We start from the raw sequence: 24,088 nt of genomic DNA on the forward strand, positions 1-24,088 counted from the left end.
GCTCATGCACCTGCCGCAGCGAGTTCGGCGGCGCGCTTGGCCGCGTCGTCCATGGTGTCGACCTGTTCGACGCCGGGCAGCGCCGCGTCGTCGAGGATCTTGCGCCCGAGGTCGGCGTTGTTGCCGTCCAGCCGGACCACCAGCGGCCGGTTGACGGTCTCGCCGCGCTCGCCGAGCAGCTTGTAGGCGGACACGATGCCGTTGGCGACCGCGTCGCAGGCGGTGATGCCGCCGAACACGTTCACGAACACCGACTTGACCGCGGTGTCCGACAGCACGATCTCCAGGCTGTCGGCCATCACCTCGGCGGACGCGCCGCCGCCGATGTCGAGGAAGTTGGCGGGCTTCTGCCCGTTGAACTCCTCGCCGGCGTAGGAGACCACGTCGAGCGTCGACATGACCAGGCCCGCGCCGTTGCCGATGATGCCCACGCTGCCGTCGAGCTTGACGTAGTTGAGGTCCTTGGCCTTGGCCGCGGCCTCCAGCGGGTCGGCGGCGGCCTTGTCCTCGAGCCCGCCGTGCTCCTGGCGGAACGAGGCGTTGTCGTCGAGGGTGACCTTCCCGTCGAGCGCCTTCACCTCGCCGGCGGTGGTGAGGATCATCGGGTTGACCTCGACGAGGCTGGCGTCCTCGTCGGTGAACACGGCCCACAGCCGCTCGATGATCTCGGCGGCGCCGGCCAGTGCCTCCTCGGGCAGCCGGCCCTGCTCGGCGATCTCGCGGGCCTTGGCCCGGTCGACGCCGGTCAGCGGCGAGATGGGCACCAGCCCCAGCCGGTCGTGCGGCACGTCCTCGATCTCCACGCCGCCCTCGACGGAGCAGATGGAGAGGAAGGTGCGGTTAGCCCGGTCCAGCAGGAAGCTGAAGTAGTACTCCTGCGCGATCGCGCTGCCCTCTTCGACCAGGACCTTGTGGACCGTGTGGCCCTTGATGTCCATGCCGAGGATCTGGTCGGCGAGGGTCTGCGCCTCGTCCGCCGAGTCGGCCAGCTTCACGCCACCGGCCTTGCCACGACCACCGGTCTTGACCTGGGCCTTGACGACGACCTTCGAGCTTCCCGCGGCGAACAGCTCCGCCGCAATAGCTCGTGCTTCCTGGGGGGTACGGGCGACCTTGCCGGTGGGCACCGGTACCCCGTACTCGGCGAAGAGTTCCTTCGCCTGATGTTCGAACAGGTCCACGAGGCGTCCTTTAACGGATCGACAGCCAAATGACCGCTGAGTGGGGGTACACGTGTGTCCGTGCGGCCTGCCACTCTGCGGTCCGCTCCGTCGATGGAGCCTAGTCAACCCGGGCCCGTGGTCATGCCGCCGGGTCGGTTTCCCATGCCCCCTGTCCGGTTCCCGGAACCCTTTGGGGGAGGCGGGCGCGGCGGGACGTCGCCCGTGAGGAGGAAGCGGCGCGGGGTACTCACCTTGAGGGAGGAGGTCGCGCGCGGGCCCTGAGATGGATGAACGGGTTCGCGGAGTTTGATGTACTTAAGTGCGCCTTGCGGTAAAGCAAGGCTCTGAGGGGAGATGCGGCCGTGGCCGATGAGCGGATGAGGCCGGGCCGGGTCGGGGTGCGGCGGGGTCCGCGCGGCGGACCGTCCGCGGCCTCACGGCGGGGGCCGCGCCGGGTCCGGCGGGCCGCCGCGCTGCTCCTCGTCGCCGTGCTGGTCGCCACCTGCGGGGCCGGCAGCCCCGACCGGGCCGCCGGTCCGGGCTGGGCCAGCCCCGGGCTGGTCGGCGGCGGCGGCTGGCCGTTCAACAGCGTCCCCCTGTCCCCGGCCGAGGCCGAGGGCGCGTCCTACCTGCCGGACAGCTCGGTGGTGCGGCTGGGGAACGGCCGGATCCGGTTCATCCCGTTCGGCTCCGATACCCCGATCACGGTGGACCCCTCCGACCCGCGCGTGGCGGCGGCCGTACGGTCCGACAGCGCCTGGCTGGCGCGCGGCACCGTGCCGGGCCTCACCGTGCCGGACATCACAGTGCCCGGCGTCCCCAGACCCGGGGCCACCGGACCCGGCGTCCCCAGACCCGGCGTCACCGGACCGCCGGCGCCCGCGCCGTCGCCGTCCGCCGCCGTCCAGGCGGCGCCGGGGCCGCAAGGGGCGAAGAGCGCGGAGGCCGCGAAGGCCGCCGAAGCGGCGGAGGCGGCCGAGCGGAACCGGGACATGGCGGCGCGCGCGCTGCTCGACCTCCGGCTGCTCACCCGCCCCAACGGCGCCTCGCTCGCGTCCTGGTACGGGCCGTGGAACTTCAGCTGGCCGCGCGACTCGGCGTTCGCGGCGGCGGCGTTCGCGGTGTCCGGGCATCCGGCCGAGGGCCGGCGGGTGCTGCGCTTCATGGCCCGCGTCCAGCACGAGGACGGCCTGTGGGCCGCGCGCTACAACGCCGACGGGACGGCGGTGGCGGACGGCCGGCCCCCTCAGCTCGACTCGCTCGGGTGGGTGCTGTGGGCAAGCTGGTTCTTCCGCACGCAGGCGCCGTCGTCCGACCTGCCGGAGCTGTGGCCCATGGTGCGGCGCGCGGCCGACCGCCTGGCCCGCTCGCTCGACTCCACCGGCCTGCCGCCGCCCTCGTCCGACTACTGGGAGCGCGGCCCCGGCCACGAGCAGGACCCCGACCGTCCGACGCTCGGGGTCGTCGGGCCGGTCCTGGCCGGACTGCGGTCCGCCGCCGCGATCGCCGACGGGTACGGCAAGCACGACAAGGCCGCCCGGTGGCGGTCCGCGTCGCACCGGCTGTCGGACGCGGTCGGACGCGACTTCGCCCCGCACGGCTACCCGCGCTCCCCCATCGCCGGCGGGCTGATGGACACCTCCGTCACCTTCCTCGGCCCGCCGTTCGGCCCGGCCGACCCCGCCGTGGACGCCGCGGTCGCCAACGCCGCCCGCAAGCAGGCGCTGCCGAACGGCGGGGTGCTGCCGGGCGAGCGCTGGTCGGGGCACAAGCAGGTCGCCTGGACGCCGGAGATGGCGCTGTTCACGCTCTCCGCGGCCACCTCCGGCCGTACCGTCGAGGCGCACGACCGGCTCGGCTGGCTGGCCGAGCACAGCACCTCGCTGGGGGCGTTGCCCGAGAAGGTCGGCGAACGCGGCCAGCCCGCCGGGGTCGCCCCGCTCGGCTGGACGGCGTCCCTCGTGGTGCTCAGCCTGGCCGCGCTCGAACGCCCCCTGCCCGTCCCGCCCGCCTGAACGGTGCCGGGGCCTGGCCCGGGGTCGGGTCCGGGTCCGGAACCGGGGCGGAGCGCCGGAGGCTCAGGCGAACTGCTCGTACCCGAGCTTGAGCACCAGGCCGCCGACCACGCACAGCAGCACCACCCGGACGAACCCGGCGCCCCGGCTGATCGCCATGCGGGCGCCGAGCAGCGCCCCGGCCATGTTGCAGACCGCCATGACGAGGCCGAGGGCCCACAGCACGTGGCCCTGCGCGGCGAACACGATCACCGCGCCCAGGTTGGTGCCGGTGTTGATGATCTTGGCGTTGGCGGAGGCGTTCACGAAGTCGACACCGAGCAGCGTGGTGAACGCCAGCACCAGGAACGTCCCCGTGCCCGGTCCGATCAGCCCGTCATAGAAGGCGATCGGCACGCCGGGGATCAGGATCGCCGCCGCGGTCCGGCGGCGGGTGCGCAGCACCAGCGCGGGCACCCGGCCGAGGTCCGGCCGCAGCACCACGATCGCCGCCACCGCCAGCAGCACCACCATGATCACCGGCTTGAGCAGCTCGGACGAGATCGCCGCCGCGCAGAGCGCGCCGCCCGCCGCGCAGCACACCGCCAGCCCGGCGGCGGGCAGGGCGACCCGGACGTCCGGCTTGGCCTTGCGCAGGTAGGCGACGGCGGCGGTCGAGGTCCCCGCGATCGAGGCGATCTTGTTGGTGGCGAGCGCGGTCGCGACCGGCTGGCCCGGGTTGAGCAGCATCAGCGCTGGGAGCTGGATCAGCCCGCCCCCGCCGACCACGGCGTCCACCCAGCCCGCCGCCGCGGCGGCGAGGATGAGCAGGACCACTTGCTCGACGTGCACGGGGGCTCCCGGGGGTAAGGAGTCAAAGGATCGTCGCGCATGAACCTACTCACCCCCGCCGGCGCCGCGCGCACCGGCCGCTCCCGGGACGTCCGTCAGCGCATGACCGATACGCGGCAGTCGTCGCACCAGAATCCGTGCACCGTTCCACGCAGGCCCATCCGCCCGAACGGGGTGAAGCCGCCGTCGATGGACGTGACGTATCTCATGCACGTCCCGCACGCGGCGCAGGCCGGGTAGCGGAGCTCGTGCTCGGTCTCCCTCGGCAGCCCGCCCACGTGGTGGTTGGAGTGCCCGCCGAGCGCCATCATGCTGACGCCGTCCTGGTTCGGGTGCGGCTCCAGCGCCAGCGCCCGCGCCCCCGGCACGACCCGTCCCGGCGCGGCCGGCGCGCTCGGGCCGCCGAGCACCTCCTCCACCGCGCCGTCCAGGCCGATCCGCGCCATCGGGACGTCCGGCTCCCCGCAGCCGCACGCGAGCAGGAAGAACGACGGATCCGCGCTCAGCCCGAACGGCAGCAGGCGCGCGGCCAGGGTCAGCACCCGCTCGGCGGGCGCACGGCACGTCCCGCAGGCGGGGACCTCGCCGGGGAAGCCGCCGCCCATGACGTGCGCGCTCTCCCCCCTGTCGACGACCAGGCCCATGAACGCGGGCCGGTACCCGGCCGGTTCCAGGGTGTCGGGGAGCAGGCCGGCGAGAGTGGCGAAGGTCTCCCAGGCCGCCTCGCCCTCGATCTTCTCGAGTTCCTCGCGCAGCGAGATCAGCGTCCGCACTGCGTGGTCGGTCCGGACGAGGGCGATCGACTCCAGCGTCCCGTCCTCCCCCGACCGCCAGCGCTCCACCAGCCCGTCCACGAGCGCGTCCGGGGCGCCCGACAGCAGGCCGGCGCGGATGGCCCCGTCCTCCTCGAACCGGTCGGCGAACGGGCGCAGCCGGGCCGGCTGGTACGCGGCGATCTCGAAGACCACCGATGCGAGCGGGGTGCCGCGCACGGGCTCGGACAGGGAGTCGGCGACGAAGGCGTCGAGCAGCCCGCCGGGCAGCCAGGGCACCAGCACCCCCGCGTCCCGGGCCAGCGGCCCGGCCCCGCGCAGCCGCTCGGCCACCCGCGTCTTCTCCGCGTGCGCGCCGGGCATCAGCGCGAGGTGGGTGGAGGCGTAGGAGGCCGTGCGCTCGTCGGCCGTCTCCATCAGGATCTCGACCGCGTCGGCCAGGCCCCGCCCCGTCCTGGCCGCCAGCAGCTCGGTGATCCGCTCGCTCGTCTCGGGAACGTCCAGGGACGCGTCGTCGACCAGGTCCTGGACCATCTGGAGGATCTTCATCGGACGCAGTCTTCCAAGGACGAACTGACATTAGGGGAACAACTCAGACATTACCCCCAGCGGCCCGCCTCCGGGACCAGCGGACGCGCCGCCGGCCGGCGGCGCGTCACCGGCGCGGAGAGCCCTGACGGCCCGGCCGATCCGGTCCCCGTTGAAGCCCGCGGCGCCGGCGACCGTGATGATGTAGCGGCCCACCCGGACGACCGTCCTCTCCTTCCCCGGCTTCCCGAACTGGTAGGCCTCATCGCCCAGACCGGGCACCGCACGGACGTCCGGGGTGAACGCGGCGAGCAGCTCATCGGCCTCCCGCGCGGACCGGGCCACCCAACTCACCGCGATCCGGCGACCGGTGTCCCGGGGCGACTCGCAGGTCAGGCCGTGCAGGGTCACCGGGCCGATCTCGACCGGTTTCCCGGGCCGCCAGGACGGCTCGGCGACCAAGGTGCAGGCCTGCGGCCATTCCGACGGCCGGACACCGCCCAGTCCGACGGGAGCCCCGCCGGCACCGGGCTCGGCGTCCCACTCGTAGGCGGTCAGCCGGGTGCCGCCGCGCTCCCCTCGGGTGGGCCGGAAGAGCAGGCCGGCGGTCGCGAAGACGCCCGGTTCGGCGGCCGGCGCGTCCCAGAACTCCGGGTCCCCGAAGGGCGCCACCTCGGTCGTGACCTGGGCGGTCCTGGGGACGATGACGGACAACCCGGTCGCCGGTATCGCGTAGCCGGAGGCCAGCCGGGCGTCCGACTGGTAGACCCGGTCTCCCGCGACGGTGAGCCGGCCGGTGGCATGGTGCCGCACCTCCCGGACGACCTTGCCGGTGCGGAGGTCGATGAACGCGAGGGACTCCCCGCCGGTGAGGGGGACGACCGCCCGCCGGCCCACCACGGCGAGCTCGCACTCCCAGCAGGTCCGCTTCGGGCTCATCCCGAGGATCTCGCGGCCGCCGGGGCCGAGAAGCGTGAAACGGCCCCTGGACTCCCCCTCGGGGATCAGGGTGATCCCTTCCTGCACCCACACGTCCTCGGCGGGCGTCCTCCTCTGCCAGCGCACGTCCCCGGTACGCGGGTCCAGCGCGACGAACCTGCGCTTCGGCGTGCCGCACTCCTCCTTGACCAGGAAGAGGCTGCCGTCGGTCGGCACTGGTTCCGCCTTGCACCCGGTCCCGGTCATGGCCCTCTCCGGCTCGACCTTGGTGGACCAGCGCCTCCGCCCGGTCTTCGCGTCGACCGCCTCGAACACGGTGCCGGCGTCGGCCCCCCAGGTCAGCACGGTGGTCCCCGACTTCGAACCGACCAGCGTCCGCGCTCCGAGTCCGGACGGGGTCGTCCTCCAGAGCTGCTTCCCGGTGACCGCGTCCAGCCCCACGATCCGTTCGGTGGTCTGGACGACGACCGCGTCCGGCGTCGTGGTGAGGCCGACGAGCCGGGCCTCCAGCTCCCGGTAGTGCCAGCGCGGCCGGCCCGTGCGGGCGTCGAGGACCTCCACGCCCCTCCTCGTCCAGGCGAGGACCTGCCCCGCGACGTGCGCGAAGGCCACCTCGTCCTTCCGCGTCGCGGAGAACTCCCGCTGCCAGGCGGGGCGCAGCCGCCCGGGGGCGGGCCCGGTCTCGGACGTCTCCTCGGGTTCGGTTCTGCTCGTCACGTGGTCGACCGGCGGATCCAGCATCGGGTCGACGGGTTCGCAGCCCATGGTGAGGACGGCCAGCGCGACGAGCGCGGCCAGGAAAGGGCGCACGGGGCCTCCAGGGACGATGCCCTTAGGACTCCCGCGCCGCCCCCGCGGTTCGAGCGGGGACGGCCGTCAGAGCTTCTCGACCGGGGCGTACCGGAGCACCAGGCGCTTGACCCCGTACTCGCCGCCGAAGTCGACGCTGGCGGCGGCCTTGTCGCCGTCGCCGTCGACGGACACCACGGTGCCCAGGCCGAACGAGTCGTGGGTGACCTTGTCGCCCGGCGACAGGGCCGGGACGGCCCGGTTGCCCGGCGAGCGGACCCCGGGGCGGGCCGCCACCGAGGCGATCGCCGGGGACGACCTGCCGGACGCCTCGCGCTCCCACGCCATCAGCCCGGTCGGGACCTCGCCGAGAAAGCGGGACGGCGGGTTGACCTGCGGGGCGCCCCACGAGCTGCGCATCGTGGCGCGGCTCAGGTACAGCCGCTGCCGGGCCCGGGTGATGCCGACGTAGGCGAGCCGGCGCTCCTCTTCGAGCTCCTTGGGGTTGCTCATGGCGCGCAGGTGCGGGAACACCCCGTCCTCCATGCCGGTGAGGAACACCACCGGGAACTCCAGGCCCTTGGCGGTGTGCAGGGTCATCAGCGTCACCACGCCCTGCTCGGTCTCCTCGGGCTGCTCGCCGGGCGGCACCGGGTTGCCCTTGGCGCCGCCCGGGATCGAGTCGGCGTCGGCGACCAGGGCCACCTGCTCCAGGAAGTCGGTGAGCCGGCCGGCGGCGTCCTCGCCGTCGAGGCGCTCCTCGAACTCGCGGGCGACGGCCTCCATCTCCTGGAGGTTCTCGACGCGGGTCTCGTCCTGCGGGTCCTTGGACGCCTGGAGCTCGGCCAGGTAGCCGCTCTTGGTGAGGATCCGGTCGACCAGCTCGGCCGGGGTCGCGGACTCGACGGCGGCGCGCAGCTCGTCGAGCAGGGCGACGAACTCGCGGACCGCGTTGCTGGACCGGGTCGCCATGCCCGGCACGTCCTCGGGACGGCGCAGCGCCTGCCAGAACGAGATGCGCTCGCGGGAGGCGTACGCCTCGACGCACGCCTCGGCGCGGTCGCCGATGCCGCGCTTGGGCACGTTGAGGACGCGGCGCAGCGAGACGGTGTCCTCGGGGTTGGCCAGCACCCGCAGGTAGGCCAGCAGGTCGCGGATCTCCTTGCGCTCGTAGAAGCGGACGCCGCCGACGACCTTGTAGGGCAGGCCGACGCGGATGAACACCTCTTCGAACACCCGGGACTGCGCGTTGGTCCGGTAGAAGATCGCGACGTCGCCGGGCCGGGCGTCGCCGGCGTCGGTGAGCTTGTCGACCTCGTGCGCGACGAACGCGGCCTCGTCGTGCTCGTTGTCGGCCACATAGCCGGTGATCTTGTGGCCCTCGCCCTGGTCGGACCAGAGCCGCTTGGGCTTGCGGTCGGCGTTGCGCTCGATGACCGCGTTGGCCGCCGACAGGATCGTCTGGGTGGAGCGGTAGTTCTGCTCCAGCATGATCGTGGTGGCGTCCGGGTAGTCGCGCTCGAACTCCATGATGTTGCGGATCGTCGCGCCCCGGAACGCGTAGATCGACTGGTCGGCGTCGCCCACCACGCACAGCTCGGCCGCCCCCACCCCCTCGACCGGCGCGGTCAGCTCCCGGACCAGCTCGTACTGCGCGTGGTTGGTGTCCTGGTACTCGTCGACCAGGACGTGCCGGAACCGGCGCCGGTAGTGCTCGGCGGCCTCGGGGAACACCTGGAGCAGGTTGACCGTCATCATGATCAGGTCGTCGAAGTCCATCGCGCCGGCCTGCTGGAGCCGCGCCTGGTACATCTCGTACGCCTCGGCGAGCGTCTGCTCCATGTGGGTGGCGGCGCGGGCCTTGTAGGTCTCGTAGTCGATCAGCTCGTTCTTGAGGTTGCTGATCTGCGCGGAGAACGACTTGGGCGGGTAGCGCTTGGGGTCGAGGTCGAGCTCGCGGCAGACCAGCGCCATCAGCCGCCGCGCGTCGGCCTGGTCGTAGATCGAGAAGCTCGTCGGGAAGCCCAGCCGCTTGGCCTCGCGGCGCAGGATCCGCACGCAGGCCGAGTGGAAGGTCATCACCCACATCGCGCGCGAGCGCGGGCCGACGAGCGCGTCCACCCGCTCCTTCATCTCGGCCGCGGCCTTGTTGGTGAAGGTGATCGCCAGGATCTGGCCCGGATGCGCGTCGCGCTCGCCGAGCAGGTGGGCGATCCGGTGGGTGAGCACGCGGGTCTTCCCCGAGCCGGCACCGGCGACGATCAGCAGGGGGCCGCCCGAGTGCACGACGGCGGCGCGCTGCTGCGGGTTGAGGCCATCGAGCAAGGGGTGAGCTTCGGTCTTCGACATCACGTGCGAGTCTACGGCCAGGCGCCGACGCATTGTCTCGGCTCCCGCACCCTCGCGGTGGTCGCCCGGTCAGGTCTTGCGGTGGTCGCGGGCGCTCTCGGCGGCGGCCAGCACCCCCTCCAGTCCGGCCCCGGCGGCGGCCATCGAGGCGGCGGCGATCGCGCCCTCCACCAGCGGCGCGTCGGCCAGCACCAGGCCGCCCGGCACGTCCGCGGCGTCCTCCAGGGCCAGCTTCGCGGTGAGGACCGAGCTGCCGAGATCGGCGAGCAGCACCACCCCGTCGCCGTCCCCGGCCGCCTCGATGGCCCGTCCGACCAGCTCGGGGCTGGTGCCGAGGCCGCCGTCCGGGTCGCCCCCGGCGGGCTCCACGACCGCCTTGCCGACGCCCATCGCGCGGGCCACCTCGGCGGTTCCCTCCGCCAGCGCGCGGCTGTGCGAGACCAGCACGATTCCGACCATCGTCAGTCCCTCTCCGTCAAGGTGTCGGCCAGGGCGCGCAGGATGAGCGCGGTGGACGCGGCACCGGGGTCCATGTGCCCGATGCTGCGTTCGCCCAGATAGCTTGCCCGGCCCTTCCGCGCCTGCATCGGGACGGTCGCGTCGGCGCCCTGGGCCGCGCCGTCCGCGGCGGCGCGCGCGCAGCCGGCGAGGCCCGTACCGGCGGCGAGGGCCGCGTCGTAGGAGGCGACGGCCGGGATGAGCGCGTCCACCATGGTCTTGTCGCCCCCGGCGGCCTGGCCGAGCTCGCGCACACCGTCCAGGGCCGCGCGCAGGCCCGCGCCGAGCGCGGCGGCGTCGATCGGGTCGGCGTCGCCGAACGCCTTGCCCGCGCGGCGGAGCGCCGTCCCGTACAGGGGGCCCGAGGCGCCGCCGGTCTTGGACACGACCGCCCGCCCCGCGGCGGTCAGCACCTTGCCGGGCGGGGCGCCGTCGGGCAGGGCCGCGACGGCGGCGGCGAGGCCGCGGTCCAGGTTGAGGCCGTGGTCGCCGTCGCCGATCGCCGCGTCCAGGCTGGTCAGGCGGCCGGCGTCCGCGGCGACCCGCTCGGCGGCGAGCCGGATCCAGGCGGCCAGGTCCGCGCCGTCCGCCGTGCCGGTCATCGGCCCCACCGCAGCGCCGGGGTCTGGACGGGCGCGTCCCACAGGCGGGTCAGCTCGGGGGTGAGCCGGCACACCGAGATCATGCAGCCGGCCATCTCCAGGCTGGTCACGTAGCCGCCGACCAGTGGCCGGACGACCGTCGCGCCGTGCCCGGCGAGCCACTCGGCCGCCGCCGCGTACGCCACGTACTGCTCCACCAGCGGGGTGCCGCCCATCCCGTTGACCAGCACCAGCAGCTCGGCCCCGGCCAGCGGCATGTCGGCGTCGATCGCGCTGAGCGAGGCGTCGACGATCTCCCTGGCGGTGCCCGCCTTCACCCGCTCGCGCCCCGGCTCGCCGTGGATGCCGACGCCGAGTTCCATCTCGCCCTCGGCCAGCTCGAAGGTGGGGCGCCCGGCCGCCGGGACCGTGCACGGCGCCAGCGCCACGCCGAACGAGCGGCTGCGCTCGTCGACCTCGCGGGCGACCGCGGCGACCTCGGCCAGCGCGGCGCCCTCCTCGGCCAGCGCCCCGGCGATCTTCTCCACGAACAGCGTCGCGCCGGTGCCGCGGCGGCCCGCGGTGAACGTGCTGTCCTCCACCGCGACGTCGTCGTCCACCAGGACCGAGACGACCTCGATGTCCTCGTCCTCGGCCAGCTCGGCGGCCATCCGGAAGTTGAGCACGTCGCCGGTGTAGTTCTTGACGACGTGCAGCACCCCGGCGCCGCCGTGCGCCGCCGCGGTGGCCGCGATGATCTGGTCGGGGACCGGCGAGGTGAACACCTCGCCCGCGCAGGCGGCGTCGAGCATCCCGTACCCGACGAAGCCGGCGTGCAGCGGTTCGTGGCCCGAGCCGCCGCCCGACACCAGGCCGACCTTGCCGGCGTGCGGGGCGTCCGACCGCACGACCGTCCCGGCGGCGGGGTCGACCCGCAGCGACGGATGCGCGGCGGCCAGCCCGCGCAGCGCGTCGGTGACGACGTCCGCTGGATCGTTGATGAGTTTGCGCATGCCTCTGCTCTACCCCACCGGGGCCGCCGATCCCAGCCCCCGGGCGCGATCGCCGCCAAGATCGTCCGGACGCCGGGAGCGGGCCGTCATAAGGTGGAAACCGTGACCAATGTTCTGGACGACACAGACGTGCAGCGGATCCTGGCCGTGATGGCGCACCCCGACGACGTCGACTTCGGCGCGGCCGGAACGGTCGCCGGCTGGACCGACCTGGGTATCGAGGTGACCTACCTGATGGTCACCGACGGCGACGCGGGCGGTTTCGACGACGCCGTCACCCGCACCGAGATGGCCGCGCTGCGCCGCGACGAGCAGCGCGCCGCGGCCAAGTGCGTGGGCGTCTCGGACGTCCGCTTCCTCGGCTACCCGGACGGACGGCTCGAAGCCACTCTCGACCTGCGCCGCGACATCGCCCGGGTGATCCGGCAGGTGCGCCCCGACCGGGTGCTGATGCCGAGCCCCGAACGCGACTACCGGCGGATCTACCCCAGCCACCCCGACCACCGGGCGGCCGGGTCGGCGGCGCTCGACGCCGTCTACCCCGACGCCCGCAACCCCTACGCGTTCCCCGAGCTGCTGGCCGACGAGGGGCTGGCCGCCTGGACCGTCCGGGAGGTGTGGATCACCGGCGGCCCGGCCGCCGACCACCGCGTCGACATCACCGACCGGTTCGACCGCAAGGTGAACGCGCTGCGCGCGCACGCCAGCCAGACCGGCCACATGGGCGACGGGCTGCCCGAGATGCTGCGCACCTGGCTGTCGGCCAACGCCGCCGCGGCCGGCCTCCCGGCGGGCCGGCTGGCCGAGGCGTTCCAGATCGTCGACACCGCCTGACCCGCGCCCCCTTCGCACCGCCCGCCGCTCCCGCTTCCGCTCCCGCCGCCGTCCCACCCTGGTGAGGTCCCGTTGCGCAAGATCCTTTTCGACTGCGATACCGGCATCGACGACGCGGTGACCCTGCTCTACCTGGCCTCGCTCGTCCGGGCCGGGGAGGTCGAGCTGGTCGGGGTCGGCACGGTGCACGGCAACGTCGACTCGCGCACCGGCGCCCTCAACACGCTGCGGGTGCTGGAGCTGGCCGGGATCGAGACCGGCGTGCCGGTCGCGATCGGCGCCGGGCGGCCGATCGCGCAGGACGTCCACTACGCGGTGGAGTGGCACGGCGGCGACGGCCTGGGCGACACGCGCCTGCCCGAACCGCAGGGACGGCCCGTCGCCGAGCCGGCCCCCGCGCAGATCGTCCGGCTGGCGCGCGCCGCACCCGGCGAACTGACCCTGCTGGCGACCGGGCCGCTGACCAACCTGGCCGCCGCGCTGCTGCTCGACGCCGAGCTGCCCGCGCTGATCCGCGAGGTGGTGGTGATGGGCGGCGCGTTCGACCATCCCGGCAACATCACCACGCACGCCGAGGCCAACGTCTGGCACGACCCCGAGGCCGCCGACCTGGTGTTCTCGGCCGGCTGGCCGGTCGTGCTGGTACCGCTCGACGCCACCCACCCGACCGCCGTCCACGATGACTGGCTGCGGCGGGTGGCGGCGCACGACTCGGCCGCCGCCCGGTTCGCCACCCGCGTCCTCGACTACTACGCCGACGCCTACACCCCGACCCTCAAGCGGCGCGGCGCCGTCATCCACGACGCGCTCGCCGCGATGCTCGCGGTCGACCCGGGCCTCGGCGAGTACGCCGAACGCGCCGTCCGGGTGGAGCTGCGGGGCGAGCTGACCCGCGGCACCACCGTGTGGGACGCCCGCTCGGTGCCCGCCGAGGACTCCCGGCGGCCGGTCCGGATCGCGGTCGGGAGCGACGTCGCCGCCTTCCAGGACCGGCTGCTGTCGGCCATCCTGTCCCTCTGACGCCCCCGGAGCCCCCATGCCGTACGAGATCGAAGCGACCGCCACGTCCGGCGCCGACGCCGAGGCGGTCTTCAAGCATCTGTGCGTGGCCGAGGCGTGGGGGCGGTGGGGGGCGTTCCCGACCCGGCCGCGCCGGGAGCGGCCCGGCTACGAGGTCCCGAACGGCGTCGGCGCGATCCGGCGCATCCCGCCGGCGCGCGAGCAGGTCGTGGTGTTCGACCCGCCGCGGCACTACGCCTACGTCGCGGTCGCCGGGGTGCCGCTGCGCGGCTACCGGGCCGACGTGACGCTGGAGCCGGCCGGTACGGGCACGCTCATCCGCTGGCAGGGCACGTTCGAGGCGAAGATCCCGGGCAGCGGCCCGCTCCTCAGGGCCGCGCTGCAACAGATGCTGCGATCGTTCGCCCGCCGGGTGGCGCGGCATTCGGAGCGCTGCGAGCCGGGCTGCCCGGCGCGCCTCCCCACCGATCTGTGAACGGCCGGCCCGTCCCGCCGGTCCGTCCCGCCGCCCGTCAGTCCAGCGGGACGGCGCGCGCGAGGATCGCGTCGACCGTCTCCTCGGGAGTCTGGCCGGACGAGTCGAGCCAGAGCCCGATCCGGGGCGTGGTGGCGCGCAGCGCATGGTCGAGGTCCGCGACGGTGAACGCGCCGTAGGCGCGTTTGTCCCGCCCGGCCTCCCTGCCCGCCACCGTCTCCGGACGGGGCGCCAGCACCACGACGTAGAGCGGGCGGGTGCGCACCTGCTCGACCGTCCAGGGCAGCATCTCCCCCAGCACGACGTCCTGGAGGACGGCGGTGAACCCGGCCTCGGCGTACGCGTCGGCGGTGGCCGCGGCCAGGCGGTGGCGCAGCCGGAGCTGCTCCAGCGCCTCGGGCGACGGGTCCGGGCCCATCTCGGCGCGGCCTCCCACCACGAACCGGCGGAACGCGTCGCCGCGCACGTGCGCCGATCTCGGCAGCCGCTCGGCCAGCGCCTGCGCGACGGTGGACTTGCCCGCCGCCTGCACGCCGGTGATCAGGTAGACCGGGGTAACCATCCGGCCATGATCGCAGCCTCCCGGGGAGGTGGACGACGGCACGCCGAGGCCGCGGCCCGTCCGGACGCGCCGTCAGACCAGGCGGCGGGCGGCGGCCCAGCGGGACAGCTCGTGGCGGTTGGAGAGCTGGAGCTTGCGCAGCACGCTCGACACGTGCGTCTCGACCGTCTTGACCGAGATGAACAGCTCCTTGGCGATCTCCTTGTAGGCGTAGCCGCGGGCGATCAGCCGCAGCACGTCGCGCTCGCGCTGGGTGATCTGGTCGAGCTCGGGGTCGGCGGCGGGCGCGTCGGCGGCGGCGAACGCGTCCAGCACGAAGCCCGCCAGGCGCGGCGAGAAGACCGCGTCGCCGTCGGCGACCCGGGCGATCGCGTCGGTCAGCTCGGGGCCGGAGATGGTCTTGGTGACGTAGCCGCGCGCACCGCCGCGGACCACCCCGATGACGTCCTCGGCGGCGTCCGACACCGACAGCGCCAGGAACCGGGACGGGACGGTGCCGGTCAGCCGGCGCAGCACCTCGATGCCCCCGCCGCCGGGCAGGTGCACGTCCAGCAGCACCACGTCGGGCAGCGTCGCCTTGATCACCGCGATCGCCTCGTCGACGTCGCCGGCCTCGCCGACGATCTCCACGTTCAGCCCCAGCTCGGCCTTGACCCCGGTACGGAACATCTGGTGGTCGTCGACCAGGACGACCCGCTTCATCGGCTCGCTCACGACTTGCTGATCTCCAGACGCACCTCGGTGCCCTCGCCCGGTCCGGTACGGACGCTCGCCTTGCCTCCGTTGCGCTCCATACGTCCGATGATGGACCCCCGGACCCCCATCCTGTCCGCCGGGACCCGGTCGAGGTCGAATCCCTTCCCCCGGTCGCGGACGAAGATGGCGATCTCGTCGCCCGACACCTCGGCGTAGACCGAGACCGACGGCGCCTCGGCGTACTTGGCGGCGTTGACCATCGCCTCCCGGGCGGCCTGGAGCGCGGCGCCGAGCCGGTCGTCCAGCGCGGTGTCGCCCACGCAGACCACCTCGATCGGCACCCCGTGGTCGTCCTCCACCTCCCCGGCGATCGCCTTGATCGCCGGCGCGAAGGTCTGGTCCGGGTCGGCGCGCGGCTGGTAGAGCCAGGTGCGCAGGGTCCGCTCCTGGGAGCGGGCGAGCCGCTGCACCTCGCGGGGGTCGCCGGCGTTGCGCTGGATGAGGGTCAGCGTGTGCAGCACCGAGTCGTGGATGTGCGCGGCCAGCTCGGCGCGCTCCTGCGAGCGGATCCGCTCGTGCCGCTCGGTGTCGAGGTCCTGCCAGAGCCGCACCACCCACGGGGTGGCGATCACCGCGACGCCGGTGAGGATGATCAGGGTCGCGATCACGACGGACCGGGCCTGCCCGACGTCCACGTTCTGCACCACGAACCCGCCGATGCCGCCGATCACCAGCAGCAGGCCGAGCAGACTGCGCAGCCACATCTGCCGGAGCGGCAGCATCCAGCGCTGCCGCTGGTCGCGGTCGGCCTGCTGCCAGAGGATCGCGGCGCCGATGCCGCACACGACAAACGGCCACAGCGCGAACTGCGCGACCCTGTTCCCGGCGGGCAGCGAGACCAGCCCGCAGGTCACCGCCGTGTACGCCAGGAGCTGCCCCCAGTCGCGGCCCCGGCGGCGGCCGGCCGCCACGGCCGTGCCCATGCCCGTGCCGGTGACCGCCGGGACGTCCTGGCGGGGCACCAGCACCCACAGCGCCGCGTACACGACGAAGCCGAGCCCGCTCGCCGCCGTCAGCAGCACGAACGCGGCCCGGACGACCAGCACCTGGACACCGAGGTTGGCGGCCATGCCGCGGCACACTCCGGCCACCAGCCGCCCGTCCGCGACGCGTTGCAGCCGCGCGGCGGGCGGCGCCTGCCCGTTCACCATCGCCGTGTCCAAGGTCCCTCGCATTCCCCCACGTCACCGATCGTCACACGTGAGGGGCCCGGGCGCATCAGGGCGGTACCCCGATCCCGGCGCCCGCCCGCCTCAGGGTCGGCTCAGGGGAGTCCCGGATGGCGGGGACCCGCGCGACCGGCCACGATGGTGGCCATGACCGAGGAGCAGGGCGCGACCGCCGCGACGGCGCCGCCGGGGGACGACTACCGGCGGCTCGCCCGCGACCCCGAACGCCGGGTGCTGGCCGGGGTGTGCACCGGATTCGGCCGGTTCACCGGGATCGACCCGGTGGTGTTCCGGGTGGGGTTCGCGATCCTCGTCCTCGCGCACGGGCAGGGCGTCCTGCTGTACCTCGCGGCGGCGCTGCTCATGCCGGGCCGGCCGGGCGAGGCCGCGTTCGCGGAGCGGCTGCTGAAGCGCTGGTTCGACGCGTCCGCGGTGCTGTCGATCATGGCGGCGCTGGTGTGCCTGGGCGTCGCCGGGAGCCTGTTCGGCGGGCTCTCCACCGACGCGATCGCGGTGATGACGGTGTTCGGGCTGATGCTGGTGGTCGCGCACGCCCGCGGCGTGGACCTGGTCGGCGCGGTCCGCTCGATGCCCGAGCGGCTGCACGGCCATCCGCCCGCGCCCACCTCCCTGGAAGACGACCGCGCGTTCGCGGGCACCGGGGTGCGCCTGGAGAAGAACGCCCCGTCCGGAGCAAGGGGCGGGCTGCCCGAAGGCATGATCGACCTCGCCGACCTCGGCTCCCGCTCCTCCCCTGCGCCCGGGGGGACGGGCGACGCGTCCGCGCCGGGCAGGTGGCCCGTCCCGCCGATGTCCGCACCACCCGCGCACGGCCGCGGCAGGACGCCGCGCGCCAAGTCGCCGCTGACGTCGGTGACGGTGCTCGCGGCGATCGTGGCGGGGGCCGCGATGCTGCCGGTGGCGCACGGCCGGCCGGTCCTGGACGCGGTGCTGGTCGTCGGGGCACCGGCGCTCGCGGTCGGCGGCCTCGGCCTGCTGCTCGGCGGCTGGTTCCGGGTCCGCGGGCTGGCCACCGTGACGACCCTGCTCACCCTCACCCTCCTGACGACCGCGGCGGCGACGGCGGTCCCTCGCGATCTGGGGTATGGCGACATGGACTGGCGACCGACCGATGCCGACCGCACCTACCAGGAGTACAAGCACGGGATCGGCTCGGTCTGGCTCGACCTCACCGCGCTGCCCGTGCCCCGGGGCAAGCGGGTCACCATCAACGCCAAACTGATCGCGGGCAGCATGGTGGTGTCGCTGCCGGCGACGGCCCGGGTGACGCTGGACGCGCAGACCGGCCTCGGCGACCTGTCGGTGGGGCCGCGCACCATCAGCGGCCCCAACGCCAGATCGACGAACGTGCTGGAACCCGAGGGCGGGACCGTCTCGAACCCTCCTGAGATCGTGCTGCGCATCCGGGCGCGGCTCGGGGATGTGCGGGTGACCCGTGACTGAGCGACCAGGCCACGACCGGGAGGACGGCGCCCCGTCCGGACGGCGCTTCGACCCGGGCGGCCCGATCGCCGGGCTGTTCTTCCTCGCCGTGGCGGGCGTCCTCCTGGCGAGCGGCCTGTCCGGCGAGCTCGTCGTCGGGCTCCGGGTGCTGGTGCCCGCGGTGCTGATCGGGCTCGGCCTGGTGGGCATCGTGCGGATCCTCACCCGCGCCGCGCGCCGCGACCCCCGGCAGTGATTGTGACCTAAGTCACATCCCCCGATGGGAACACGCATTCCGGACATCAGGTTGACTACCTCCGTGAGGTTCTCCGAGAAGAGCGTTCTGCTCGTGGCCCGGCTGCACATCGACCTGTGCCGCCTCGCCAGCGTCACCTGTCGCGCCTGACCAGTCCCCCCGCCTTCTTCTCCCACTCCCCTCCCTCCGCAGCCCGCCCCGGATCCGCGCACGCCCCGGCGCCCTCGCACCGAAACGCTCGCGCCAAGGCACCCGCCCGTCCACGGTCCCGCGTGCCCGCCCCGCGGCACGCCCGGACCGCGCGCCGAGTGCCCGTGCGCCCGGACCCGGCAGGCTGCCGTGATCCTCCTGGAGAACGCTCCGTGAACCTGCGCGTCTGGAAATGGCAGTTCTGGCAGCAGATCGTGCTGTCCCTCGTGCTCGGCGTGGCCGCCGGCGCACTGATCAACAACCTCGGCGACGGCGAGAAGATCGCCGGGAACTGGCTCGACCCGTTCGGCGACGTCTACATCAGCCTGCTGAAGGTCGTGGTCGTCCCGCTGGTGTTCGCCGCGATCGTGGTGAGCGTCGGGCGGCTCCGCAACGTCGGCAGCGTCGCCCGGCTGACCGGCAAGACCCTCGGCTGGTTCGTGGCCACCTCGGCGATCGCCACCGCGATCGGGCTGGCCGTCGGGCTGATCGTCAAGCCCGGCGAGGGCCTCGGCAAGCTCGCCAGCGAGTCCGCCGAGACCGAGCCGGTGACCTGGACCCAGGTGCTGCACAACCTGTTCCCGTCCAACATCGTCAAGGCGATGGCGGACGGCAACGTGCTCGGCGTCGTCACCTTCGCGGTGCTGTTCGGCGCGGCGCTGGTCGCGATCGGCGAGCGCGGCGAGCGGCTGACCGGCCTGATCGACGACCTCTACCTGGTCATGCAGAAGGCCGTGTGGTGGGTGGTGCGGCTCACCCCGATCGGCTCGTTCTTCCTGATCGGCTCGGTGGTGGCCACCTACGGCCCGAGCTCGCTGTCGCCGCTGGCCAAGTTCACCGGCGCGATCTACCTGGCCGTCGCGGTGATGCTGCTGATCGGCTACCCGGTGCTGCTGCGCGTGTTCGGCCGGGTCTCCCCGCTGAAGTTCTTCCGCAACTCCTGGCCGGCGATCCAGTTCGGCTTCGTCTCCTCGTCCTCCCTGGCCACCCTGCCGATCGCGCAGCGGGTGCAGATCGAGCGCAACGGCGTCCAGCCCGAGTACGCCAGCTTCGCCCAGCCGCTCGGCGCCACGATCAAGTTCGACGGCTGCGGCGCGATCTACCCGGCGGTCGCCGCGATCTTCGTCGCGCAGTACACCGGGATCAGCCTCGGCCTGGCCGACTACGCGCTGATCGCGCTGGCCGCGGTGATCGGCCAGCTCGGCACCGGCGGCACCCCCGGCCCGGCCCTGGTCGCGCTGACCCTGACCCTGACCACCGTAGGTCTGCCGCTCCAGGCGGTCGGCTACCTGATCGCGATCGACAAGGTCATCGACATGGCCCGCACCGCGCTGAACGTGGCCGGTCAGCTCACCGTCCCGGTGCTGGTCGCCCGGTCCGAGGGGCTGCTCGACGAGGACATCTTCACCAGCACGCCCGTCGAGCTCACCTCCGCGGAGGCCGATGAGTCGCGCGAGACCTCCCGGACCCGGCAGCCCGCCGAGCCCGCGACCGCCTGACCCGACGGCCGCACTGCCGCACGGCCCGCGAACGCCCGGCCCGACGGCCGGCGGAGGCACCCCCGCTCCCGAGCGGGGGTGCCTCCGCGGTTCACGGCATCGCCGTGAGCACGGCGGCGCACGCCGGCCTGATCTCCACTATGCGGTGTCGTCCGACGGCCCGGCGTGCAGGGTGATTGCGTACGAGGGGCCCGGGTTGGTGAGCTCGTGGGTGTGGCCGCCGCCGTGCACCCGGACCCGGTTGGCGCGCAGGGCCCGTCCGGCGACGCCGTCGGAGGCGAGGGTGACCTCGGCCAGCTCGCCGACGATCACCGCGCTGACCACGGCGCCCGCGTGGCCGTGCAGGCCGGTGCGGTGGCCGGGCGGCCAGACGGTGAGCCAGAGCCCGGTCCCGTCGGCCCCGCCGAGCGGGACGCGGACCGGTGCGGCGGCGTCGAACGTCACCCGGTGCCACCAGTCGCCCGGACGGGCGGCCAGCGCGTGCACGCGGGCGGCGAGCTGCCCCACGGTCGGCGGACGCCGCCGCAGCACGCGTCCGTGCGGGTCGTCCTGCCCGCGCATCGTGAGGTCGGGAACCATGTCGAGGTTCACAGGCTGATCCTTCGTGACCGGCACCGTCGGCGCCGAGGAGAGCTGGGAGGGGCCGGGGAGCGGTCACCCGGGCGGGGAATGCGGTCAGCTACGACAACACGAAGGACACAGCGCGCAGGCCACGCGGCGAAGGGCCACAAGGCTTTCGATGCAGAGGCGCGCTGGCATGCCCCCTAGCAGACACTCAACTACGGAGAGTTGTCAAGTCGGGGCGGCGGAGGGCGACCGCGAGTGTTCACGCCCCGGCCACCCCGGATCCCGGCCGTGTCCGCCGCGCCGCGAGAGCCTGCCCCAGGATCACGCTTGAGTCTTGAGTGAACGGAGTCGGCCATGGTGCTGGATAGACGGACCCTTCTGCGCAGTGGCGCCATAGCGGGCGGCGGTGCCGCGCTCGGCCTGCTCGGCGGCGGCACCGCGTCCGCCGCGCCCGGTCTCGTCCGCAGGGGCCGGCCGCGCCTCACCCACGGTGTGCAGAGCGGTGAGGTGACCGGCCGCGAGGCGGTCGTGTGGGCGCGCTCCGACCGTCCCGCACGGATGCTCGTCGAGGTGAGCCGCCGTCCCGACTTCAGGAACGTCCGGAGTGTGCGCGGCCCCGTGCTCACGCCCGAGACCGACCTGACCGGCAAGGCGTTCCTGCACGGCCTCCCCACCGGCGAGGACCTGCACTACCGCGTCCGCCTCGCCGACCTCGACCGGCACTCCCTCCTCTCCGAACCGGTCACCGGCAGGCTCCGCACCGCGCCCGGCGCCAAGCGGGACGTCTCGTTCGTGTGGTCCGGCGACCTCGCCGGCCAGGGCTGGGGCATCGACCCGGCCCTCGGCGGATACCGGATCTTCAAGGCGATGGGCGCGGTCGACCCGGACTTCTTCCTGTGCAGCGGCGACCTGGTCTACTCCGACGGCCCGCTCGCCGAATCGGTGAAGCTCCCCGACGGCCGCACCTGGCGCAACGTCCTCACCGCCGAGAAGGCGAAGGTCGCGCAGACGCTCGCCGACTACCGGGGCCAGTTCCGGTACAACCTCCTGGACGCCAATCTCAAGGCGTTCAACGCCCGCGTCCCGATGCTCTACCAGTGGGACGACCACGAGGTCCTCAACAACTGGTACCCCGGCGAGATCCTCGACCTCCCCGAGTACACCGAGAAGCGCGTGGACGTCCTGGCAGCCCGCGCCCGCCGCGCGATGCTGGAGTACACCCCCACCGCGATCCGTCCCGCCAGGAACGGCCGCCTCTACCGCAAGGTGTCCTACGGCCCGCTGCTGGACGTCTTCATGCTCGACATGCGCACCTACAAGGACGCGAACGGACCGGACGACTCCCCCACCCAGCGCGACGGCCTGCTCGGCGCCGAGCAGGCGTCCTGGCTCAAGCGCGAACTGAGCCGCTCCAAGGCCACCTGGAAGGTCATCGCCGCCGACCTCCCGATCGGCCTGGTCGTCCCCGACGGCACCGCCCAGGAGGCCGCCGCGCAGGGCGACGGCAAGGCCCCGCTCGGCCGCGAGCGCGAGATCGCCGACCTCCTCTCGTACGCCAAGCGCCACCGCGTCCGGAACATGGTGTGGCTGACTGCCGACGTCCACTACACCGCCGCGCACTACTACGACCCGTCCAAGGCGGCGTTCAAGGACTTCGACCCCTTCTGGGAATTCGTATCGGGTCCCCTGAGCGCCGGCGCCTTCGGTCCCAACGCCCTCGACGCCACCTTCGGTCCCCAGCTCAAGTTCCAGCAGGCGCCCCCGCACGCCAACACCTCACCGGCCGAGGGCTTCCAGTTCTTCGGCCAGGTGGAGATCGACGCCCACAGCAAGACCCTCACCGTCCACCTCCGCGACATCGACGGCGCCGTGCTCCACTCCACGGCCCTCACCCCCGCCCGCTGACCCCGCGGACGGCCCGCCCCGGAACGCCCCGTTCACGGACGGGCCGCTCCGGGCCGGGTCACGACGGGTCATAAGGTGCGGGCATGCGTCCTGGCGATCCGGCCCCCCGCGCCCTCCTGATCACCGGCACCGTCGGAGCGGGCAAGACCTCGGTGGCCGAGGCCGTGGGCGGGCTGCTCGGCGACGCCGAGGTCCCCAGCGCCGTCATCGACCTGGACTGGCTGGCGAAGAGCCGGCCCGCGCCGCCGGGCGACCGGTTCAACTTCGCCCTGCTGCTGCGGAACCTGCGCAGTGTCGCGGGCAACTACCTGGACGCCGGCGCGACGCGGCTGATCCTCGCGGGAGTGGTCGAGTCCGGGGACGAGCGCGAGCGCTGCGGTGCGGCGGTCGGGGCGCCGCTGTCGGTGTGCCGGCTCCAGGTCGGGCTGCCGGAGGTCCGGCGGCGCCTCGTCCGGCGTCACGAGGACGAGCCCGCAGAGCTGCGCTGGCACCTGGACAGGTCGGGCGAGCTGGACCGCGTCCTGGTCGAGGCCGGGATCGCCGACTTCACGGTCGAGGCCGGCGGCCGTCCCATCGCCGAGGTCGCCGCGGCGGTGATCGAGGCGGCGGGCCTCCTGCCTGCTGGTCGCTGACCGCACACCCCGCCCGCGCTCAGGGTGAGACGTACTGGCCGGTGTAGGGGCCGGACGGAGCGATGGTCGACAATTGCCATGCATCCGACAAATGTGGGCAATTTACTGCATTCACCTGGCCAGGAAGTCACCCATTCCCCTATCCGAAAGGACACAACGGGGCCCGTCACCCAAAACTGACATGCCTCAGATGTGATTCGGCCGGAAATCCGGAAAGACAAGCGGCAGAGTCGTAATCTCGCTGACGTGCCCGCGCCGCGGGCGCGGAAGGCGACCGCCCCTGGAGGAGCAGTGACCCCCGCCGATACCGAAGAACTGATGAACATGCCCCTGGTCGACGCCAACTCCGACGTCCACCGGGCCACCGAGTCCGATGAGGAACAGATCCTGAACGAGCTGTACGGGCCCGCCGACCCCGACGGGATCTACCGCGGAGAGGGGGCCTGAGATGGGCTCCGCCGCGGGAATGATCGCCCGGGCCCGCAAGTCGCTGGGACTGTCGGGCCGGCCGAACGTCATCACCAGGGAGTACGCCTCCCGGCACGGGGACGAGTTCCTCAAGGCCAACTGGTGCGACATGGCCATCACGTACTGGGCCCGGCACAGCGACAACGCCGCCGCGGCGCTGCCGGGCGGCGACCGCGCCTACACGGTGTGGCACGCGCAGGACTTCCAGAAGATCGACCGCTGGTACACCGGGACGACCAAGAACGTCAACGCCGCCAAGCCCGGCGACATCGTCTTCTTCGACTGGGGCGAGACCAACAAGGTCGGCGCGATCGACCACGTCGGCGTCATCGAGAAGGTGCTCGGCGGCGGGCGGGTGCAGACCATCGAGGCCAATACCTCGAACGCCTGCAAGCGGCGCGTCCGCGCGTCGGCCGTGATCGCCGGTTTCGGCAGGCCCGCCTACGGCGGGAGCGACTGGATGGAGGCCATGATGAAGAAGCTGCCCGAACTCGCCAAGGGCGCCACGGGGGAACACGTGGAGAGCATGCAGGGACTCCTGATCGCCCGCAGCCACTCCGAGGTGACCGTCAGCGGGACCTTCGACGACGTCACCCTGAAGGCGGTCAAGGCCGTGCAGAAATGGGGCGGCGTCAAGGACGACGGCGTCGTCGGGCCGCAGACGTGGCCGGTCCTCCTCCGAGTGAACTAATACAAATAGGCCACGCCGGGGGCTAGTACCCCATTCACCCGCATCATACGTTCATGAGGTCGCCTTCCCCGGAGGTGCGCCCCGATGACGTGGCCAGACCAACGTGCCCCTCCCCAGGGACGTCTCCCCGTCCAGCCCACTTC

General features: G+C 73.4%; 24 protein-coding genes. 12 read left to right on the forward strand and 12 right to left on the reverse strand.

The window, feature by feature from the left end:
* Window positions 1-2 precede the first annotated feature (2 nt).
* Entirely contained in the window at window positions 3-1,181 is a 1,179-nt protein-coding gene (gene sucC, locus OHA34_RS19140; protein ID WP_285942597.1) for an ADP-forming succinate--CoA ligase subunit beta, read from the reverse strand.
* 344 nt (window positions 1,182-1,525) lie between these two features.
* Here sucC and OHA34_RS19145 point away from each other — a divergent pair, with 344 nt between their 5' ends.
* The gene (locus tag OHA34_RS19145; protein ID WP_329518490.1) at window positions 1,526-3,178 is read left to right on the forward strand and encodes a glycoside hydrolase family 15 protein; all 1,653 of its coding nucleotides are present in this window, start codon (window positions 1,526-1,528) and stop codon (window positions 3,176-3,178) included.
* 63 nt (window positions 3,179-3,241) lie between these two features.
* Here OHA34_RS19145 and OHA34_RS19150 read toward each other — a convergent pair whose 3' ends face one another.
* The 7 genes from OHA34_RS19150 to dhaK all read right to left on the reverse strand — a co-directional run bounded on the left by OHA34_RS19150 (window position 3,242) and on the right by dhaK (window position 11,479).
* Window positions 3,242-4,009: a TSUP family transporter gene (locus OHA34_RS19150; RefSeq protein ID WP_329518491.1), complete on the reverse strand. Its 768-nt coding sequence runs from the start codon at window positions 4,007-4,009 to the stop codon at window positions 3,242-3,244.
* 95 nt (window positions 4,010-4,104) lie between these two features.
* Entirely contained in the window at window positions 4,105-5,331 is a 1,227-nt protein-coding gene (locus tag OHA34_RS19155; RefSeq protein WP_329518492.1) for a hypothetical protein, read from the reverse strand.
* Window positions 5,332-5,361: 30 nt separating this feature from the next.
* Window positions 5,362-7,059 carry an outer membrane protein assembly factor BamB family protein gene (locus tag OHA34_RS19160; RefSeq protein WP_285942601.1) on the reverse strand — a complete coding sequence of 566 codons (1,698 nt, stop codon included), beginning with the start codon at window positions 7,057-7,059 and terminating at the stop codon, window positions 5,362-5,364.
* A gap of 66 nt (window positions 7,060-7,125) precedes the next feature.
* Window positions 7,126-9,387 carry a DNA helicase PcrA gene (gene pcrA / locus OHA34_RS19165; protein WP_285942602.1) on the reverse strand — a complete coding sequence of 754 codons (2,262 nt, stop codon included), beginning with the start codon at window positions 9,385-9,387 and terminating at the stop codon, window positions 7,126-7,128.
* Between the two features lie 69 nt (window positions 9,388-9,456).
* Window positions 9,457-9,846 carry a dihydroxyacetone kinase phosphoryl donor subunit DhaM gene (gene dhaM, locus OHA34_RS19170; RefSeq protein WP_285942603.1) on the reverse strand — a complete coding sequence of 130 codons (390 nt, stop codon included), beginning with the start codon at window positions 9,844-9,846 and terminating at the stop codon, window positions 9,457-9,459.
* Window positions 9,847-9,848: 2 nt separating this feature from the next.
* Window positions 9,849-10,487, reverse strand: coding sequence for a dihydroxyacetone kinase subunit DhaL (gene dhaL / locus OHA34_RS19175; RefSeq protein ID WP_329518493.1), 639 nt, complete (start codon window positions 10,485-10,487; stop codon window positions 9,849-9,851).
* Window positions 10,484-11,479, reverse strand: coding sequence for a dihydroxyacetone kinase subunit DhaK (dhaK, locus tag OHA34_RS19180; protein ID WP_329518494.1), 996 nt, complete (start codon window positions 11,477-11,479; stop codon window positions 10,484-10,486). The genes dhaL and dhaK overlap by 4 nt, the downstream gene beginning before the upstream one ends.
* 150 nt (window positions 11,480-11,629) lie before the next feature.
* Between dhaK and OHA34_RS19185 the strand changes: the two genes are divergently transcribed.
* From OHA34_RS19185 to OHA34_RS19195, 3 genes are all read left to right on the forward strand, one after another.
* Window positions 11,630-12,313: a PIG-L deacetylase family protein gene (locus OHA34_RS19185; RefSeq protein WP_285942825.1), complete on the forward strand. Its 684-nt coding sequence runs from the start codon at window positions 11,630-11,632 to the stop codon at window positions 12,311-12,313.
* Between the two features lie 72 nt (window positions 12,314-12,385).
* Window positions 12,386-13,333, forward strand: coding sequence for a nucleoside hydrolase (locus tag OHA34_RS19190; protein ID WP_329518495.1), 948 nt, complete (start codon window positions 12,386-12,388; stop codon window positions 13,331-13,333).
* A gap of 16 nt (window positions 13,334-13,349) precedes the next feature.
* The gene (locus OHA34_RS19195; RefSeq protein ID WP_329518496.1) at window positions 13,350-13,808 is read left to right on the forward strand and encodes an SRPBCC family protein; all 459 of its coding nucleotides are present in this window, start codon (window positions 13,350-13,352) and stop codon (window positions 13,806-13,808) included.
* Window positions 13,809-13,845: 37 nt separating this feature from the next.
* Here OHA34_RS19195 and OHA34_RS19200 read toward each other — a convergent pair whose 3' ends face one another.
* From OHA34_RS19200 to OHA34_RS19210, 3 genes are all read right to left on the reverse strand, one after another.
* Window positions 13,846-14,370: an AAA family ATPase gene (locus tag OHA34_RS19200; RefSeq protein ID WP_285942607.1), complete on the reverse strand. Its 525-nt coding sequence runs from the start codon at window positions 14,368-14,370 to the stop codon at window positions 13,846-13,848.
* Window positions 14,371-14,442: 72 nt separating this feature from the next.
* On the reverse strand, window positions 14,443-15,072 hold the full coding sequence (locus OHA34_RS19205; protein WP_285942827.1) for a LuxR C-terminal-related transcriptional regulator: 630 nt from the start codon (window positions 15,070-15,072) through the stop codon (window positions 14,443-14,445).
* An 8-nt stretch (window positions 15,073-15,080) separates the two neighbouring features.
* Window positions 15,081-16,301, reverse strand: coding sequence for an ATP-binding protein (locus OHA34_RS19210; RefSeq protein ID WP_329518497.1), 1,221 nt, complete (start codon window positions 16,299-16,301; stop codon window positions 15,081-15,083).
* Between the two features lie 141 nt (window positions 16,302-16,442).
* Here OHA34_RS19210 and OHA34_RS19215 point away from each other — a divergent pair, with 141 nt between their 5' ends.
* The 4 genes from OHA34_RS19215 to OHA34_RS19225 all read left to right on the forward strand — a co-directional run bounded on the left by OHA34_RS19215 (window position 16,443) and on the right by OHA34_RS19225 (window position 19,682).
* Complete coding sequence (locus tag OHA34_RS19215) at window positions 16,443-17,759, forward strand: PspC domain-containing protein (RefSeq protein WP_285942609.1); 1,317 nt, start codon at window positions 16,443-16,445, stop codon at window positions 17,757-17,759.
* Window positions 17,752-17,994, forward strand: a complete 243-nt coding sequence (locus tag OHA34_RS19220) for a hypothetical protein (protein WP_285942610.1) — start codon at window positions 17,752-17,754, stop codon at window positions 17,992-17,994. Before OHA34_RS19215 ends, OHA34_RS19220 begins: the two co-directional genes overlap by 8 nt.
* 24 nt (window positions 17,995-18,018) lie before the next feature.
* Entirely contained in the window at window positions 18,019-18,144 is a 126-nt protein-coding gene (locus tag OHA34_RS38545; protein ID WP_432763085.1) for a putative leader peptide, read from the forward strand.
* A gap of 212 nt (window positions 18,145-18,356) precedes the next feature.
* Complete coding sequence (locus OHA34_RS19225) at window positions 18,357-19,682, forward strand: dicarboxylate/amino acid:cation symporter (protein WP_285942611.1); 1,326 nt, start codon at window positions 18,357-18,359, stop codon at window positions 19,680-19,682.
* Window positions 19,683-19,820: 138 nt separating this feature from the next.
* Here the strand turns inward: OHA34_RS19225 and OHA34_RS19230 are convergent, their stop codons facing one another.
* Window positions 19,821-20,273, reverse strand: a complete 453-nt coding sequence (locus tag OHA34_RS19230) for a cysteine dioxygenase (protein ID WP_285942612.1) — start codon at window positions 20,271-20,273, stop codon at window positions 19,821-19,823.
* A gap of 330 nt (window positions 20,274-20,603) precedes the next feature.
* On the opposite strand from OHA34_RS19230, the gene OHA34_RS19235 reads away from it, so the two are divergent.
* From OHA34_RS19235 to OHA34_RS19250, 4 genes are all read left to right on the forward strand, one after another.
* Window positions 20,604-22,154, forward strand: coding sequence for an alkaline phosphatase D family protein (locus tag OHA34_RS19235; protein ID WP_329518498.1), 1,551 nt, complete (start codon window positions 20,604-20,606; stop codon window positions 22,152-22,154).
* A gap of 83 nt (window positions 22,155-22,237) precedes the next feature.
* Window positions 22,238-22,786, forward strand: coding sequence for a hypothetical protein (locus tag OHA34_RS19240; RefSeq protein WP_285942614.1), 549 nt, complete (start codon window positions 22,238-22,240; stop codon window positions 22,784-22,786).
* A gap of 318 nt (window positions 22,787-23,104) precedes the next feature.
* Window positions 23,105-23,233 (forward strand): hypothetical protein, encoded by a 129-nt coding sequence (locus OHA34_RS19245; RefSeq protein ID WP_329518499.1) that lies wholly within the window; start codon window positions 23,105-23,107, stop codon window positions 23,231-23,233.
* Window position 23,234: 1 nt separating this feature from the next.
* Complete coding sequence (locus OHA34_RS19250; protein ID WP_285942616.1) at window positions 23,235-23,945, forward strand: peptidoglycan-binding protein; 711 nt, start codon at window positions 23,235-23,237, stop codon at window positions 23,943-23,945.
* Window positions 23,946-24,088: the final 143 nt, after the last annotated feature.

It is taken from the genome of Spirillospora sp. NBC_01491 (assembly GCF_036227065.1).
Taxonomy (GTDB): domain Bacteria; phylum Actinomycetota; class Actinomycetes; order Streptosporangiales; family Streptosporangiaceae; genus Spirillospora; species Spirillospora xylanilytica.

Coding starts and splice junctions, on each gene's coding strand:
- OHA34_RS19155 (WP_329518492.1), bottom strand. CDS start 5,331: ATGAAGATCCTCCAGATGGTCCAGGACCTGGTCGACGACGCGTCCCTG.
- pcrA (WP_285942602.1), bottom strand. CDS start 9,387: ATGTCGAAGACCGAAGCTCACCCCTTGCTCGATGGCCTCAACCCGCAG.
- dhaM (WP_285942603.1), bottom strand. CDS start 9,846: ATGGTCGGAATCGTGCTGGTCTCGCACAGCCGCGCGCTGGCGGAGGGA.
- dhaL (WP_329518493.1), bottom strand. CDS start 10,487: ATGACCGGCACGGCGGACGGCGCGGACCTGGCCGCCTGGATCCGGCTC.
- OHA34_RS19250 (WP_285942616.1), top strand. CDS start 23,235: ATGGGCTCCGCCGCGGGAATGATCGCCCGGGCCCGCAAGTCGCTGGGA.
- OHA34_RS19235 (WP_329518498.1), top strand. CDS start 20,604: ATGGTGCTGGATAGACGGACCCTTCTGCGCAGTGGCGCCATAGCGGGC.
- OHA34_RS19200 (WP_285942607.1), bottom strand. CDS start 14,370: ATGGTTACCCCGGTCTACCTGATCACCGGCGTGCAGGCGGCGGGCAAG.
- OHA34_RS19210 (WP_329518497.1), bottom strand. CDS start 16,301: ATGCGAGGGACCTTGGACACGGCGATGGTGAACGGGCAGGCGCCGCCC.
- OHA34_RS19205 (WP_285942827.1), bottom strand. CDS start 15,072: ATGAAGCGGGTCGTCCTGGTCGACGACCACCAGATGTTCCGTACCGGG.
- OHA34_RS19240 (WP_285942614.1), top strand. CDS start 22,238: ATGCGTCCTGGCGATCCGGCCCCCCGCGCCCTCCTGATCACCGGCACC.
- dhaK (WP_329518494.1), bottom strand. CDS start 11,479: ATGCGCAAACTCATCAACGATCCAGCGGACGTCGTCACCGACGCGCTG.
- OHA34_RS19215 (WP_285942609.1), top strand. CDS start 16,443: ATGACCGAGGAGCAGGGCGCGACCGCCGCGACGGCGCCGCCGGGGGAC.
- OHA34_RS19185 (WP_285942825.1), top strand. CDS start 11,630: ATGGCGCACCCCGACGACGTCGACTTCGGCGCGGCCGGAACGGTCGCC.
- OHA34_RS38545 (WP_432763085.1), top strand. CDS start 18,019: ATGGGAACACGCATTCCGGACATCAGGTTGACTACCTCCGTGAGGTTC.
- OHA34_RS19195 (WP_329518496.1), top strand. CDS start 13,350: ATGCCGTACGAGATCGAAGCGACCGCCACGTCCGGCGCCGACGCCGAG.
- OHA34_RS19245 (WP_329518499.1), top strand. CDS start 23,105: ATGAACATGCCCCTGGTCGACGCCAACTCCGACGTCCACCGGGCCACC.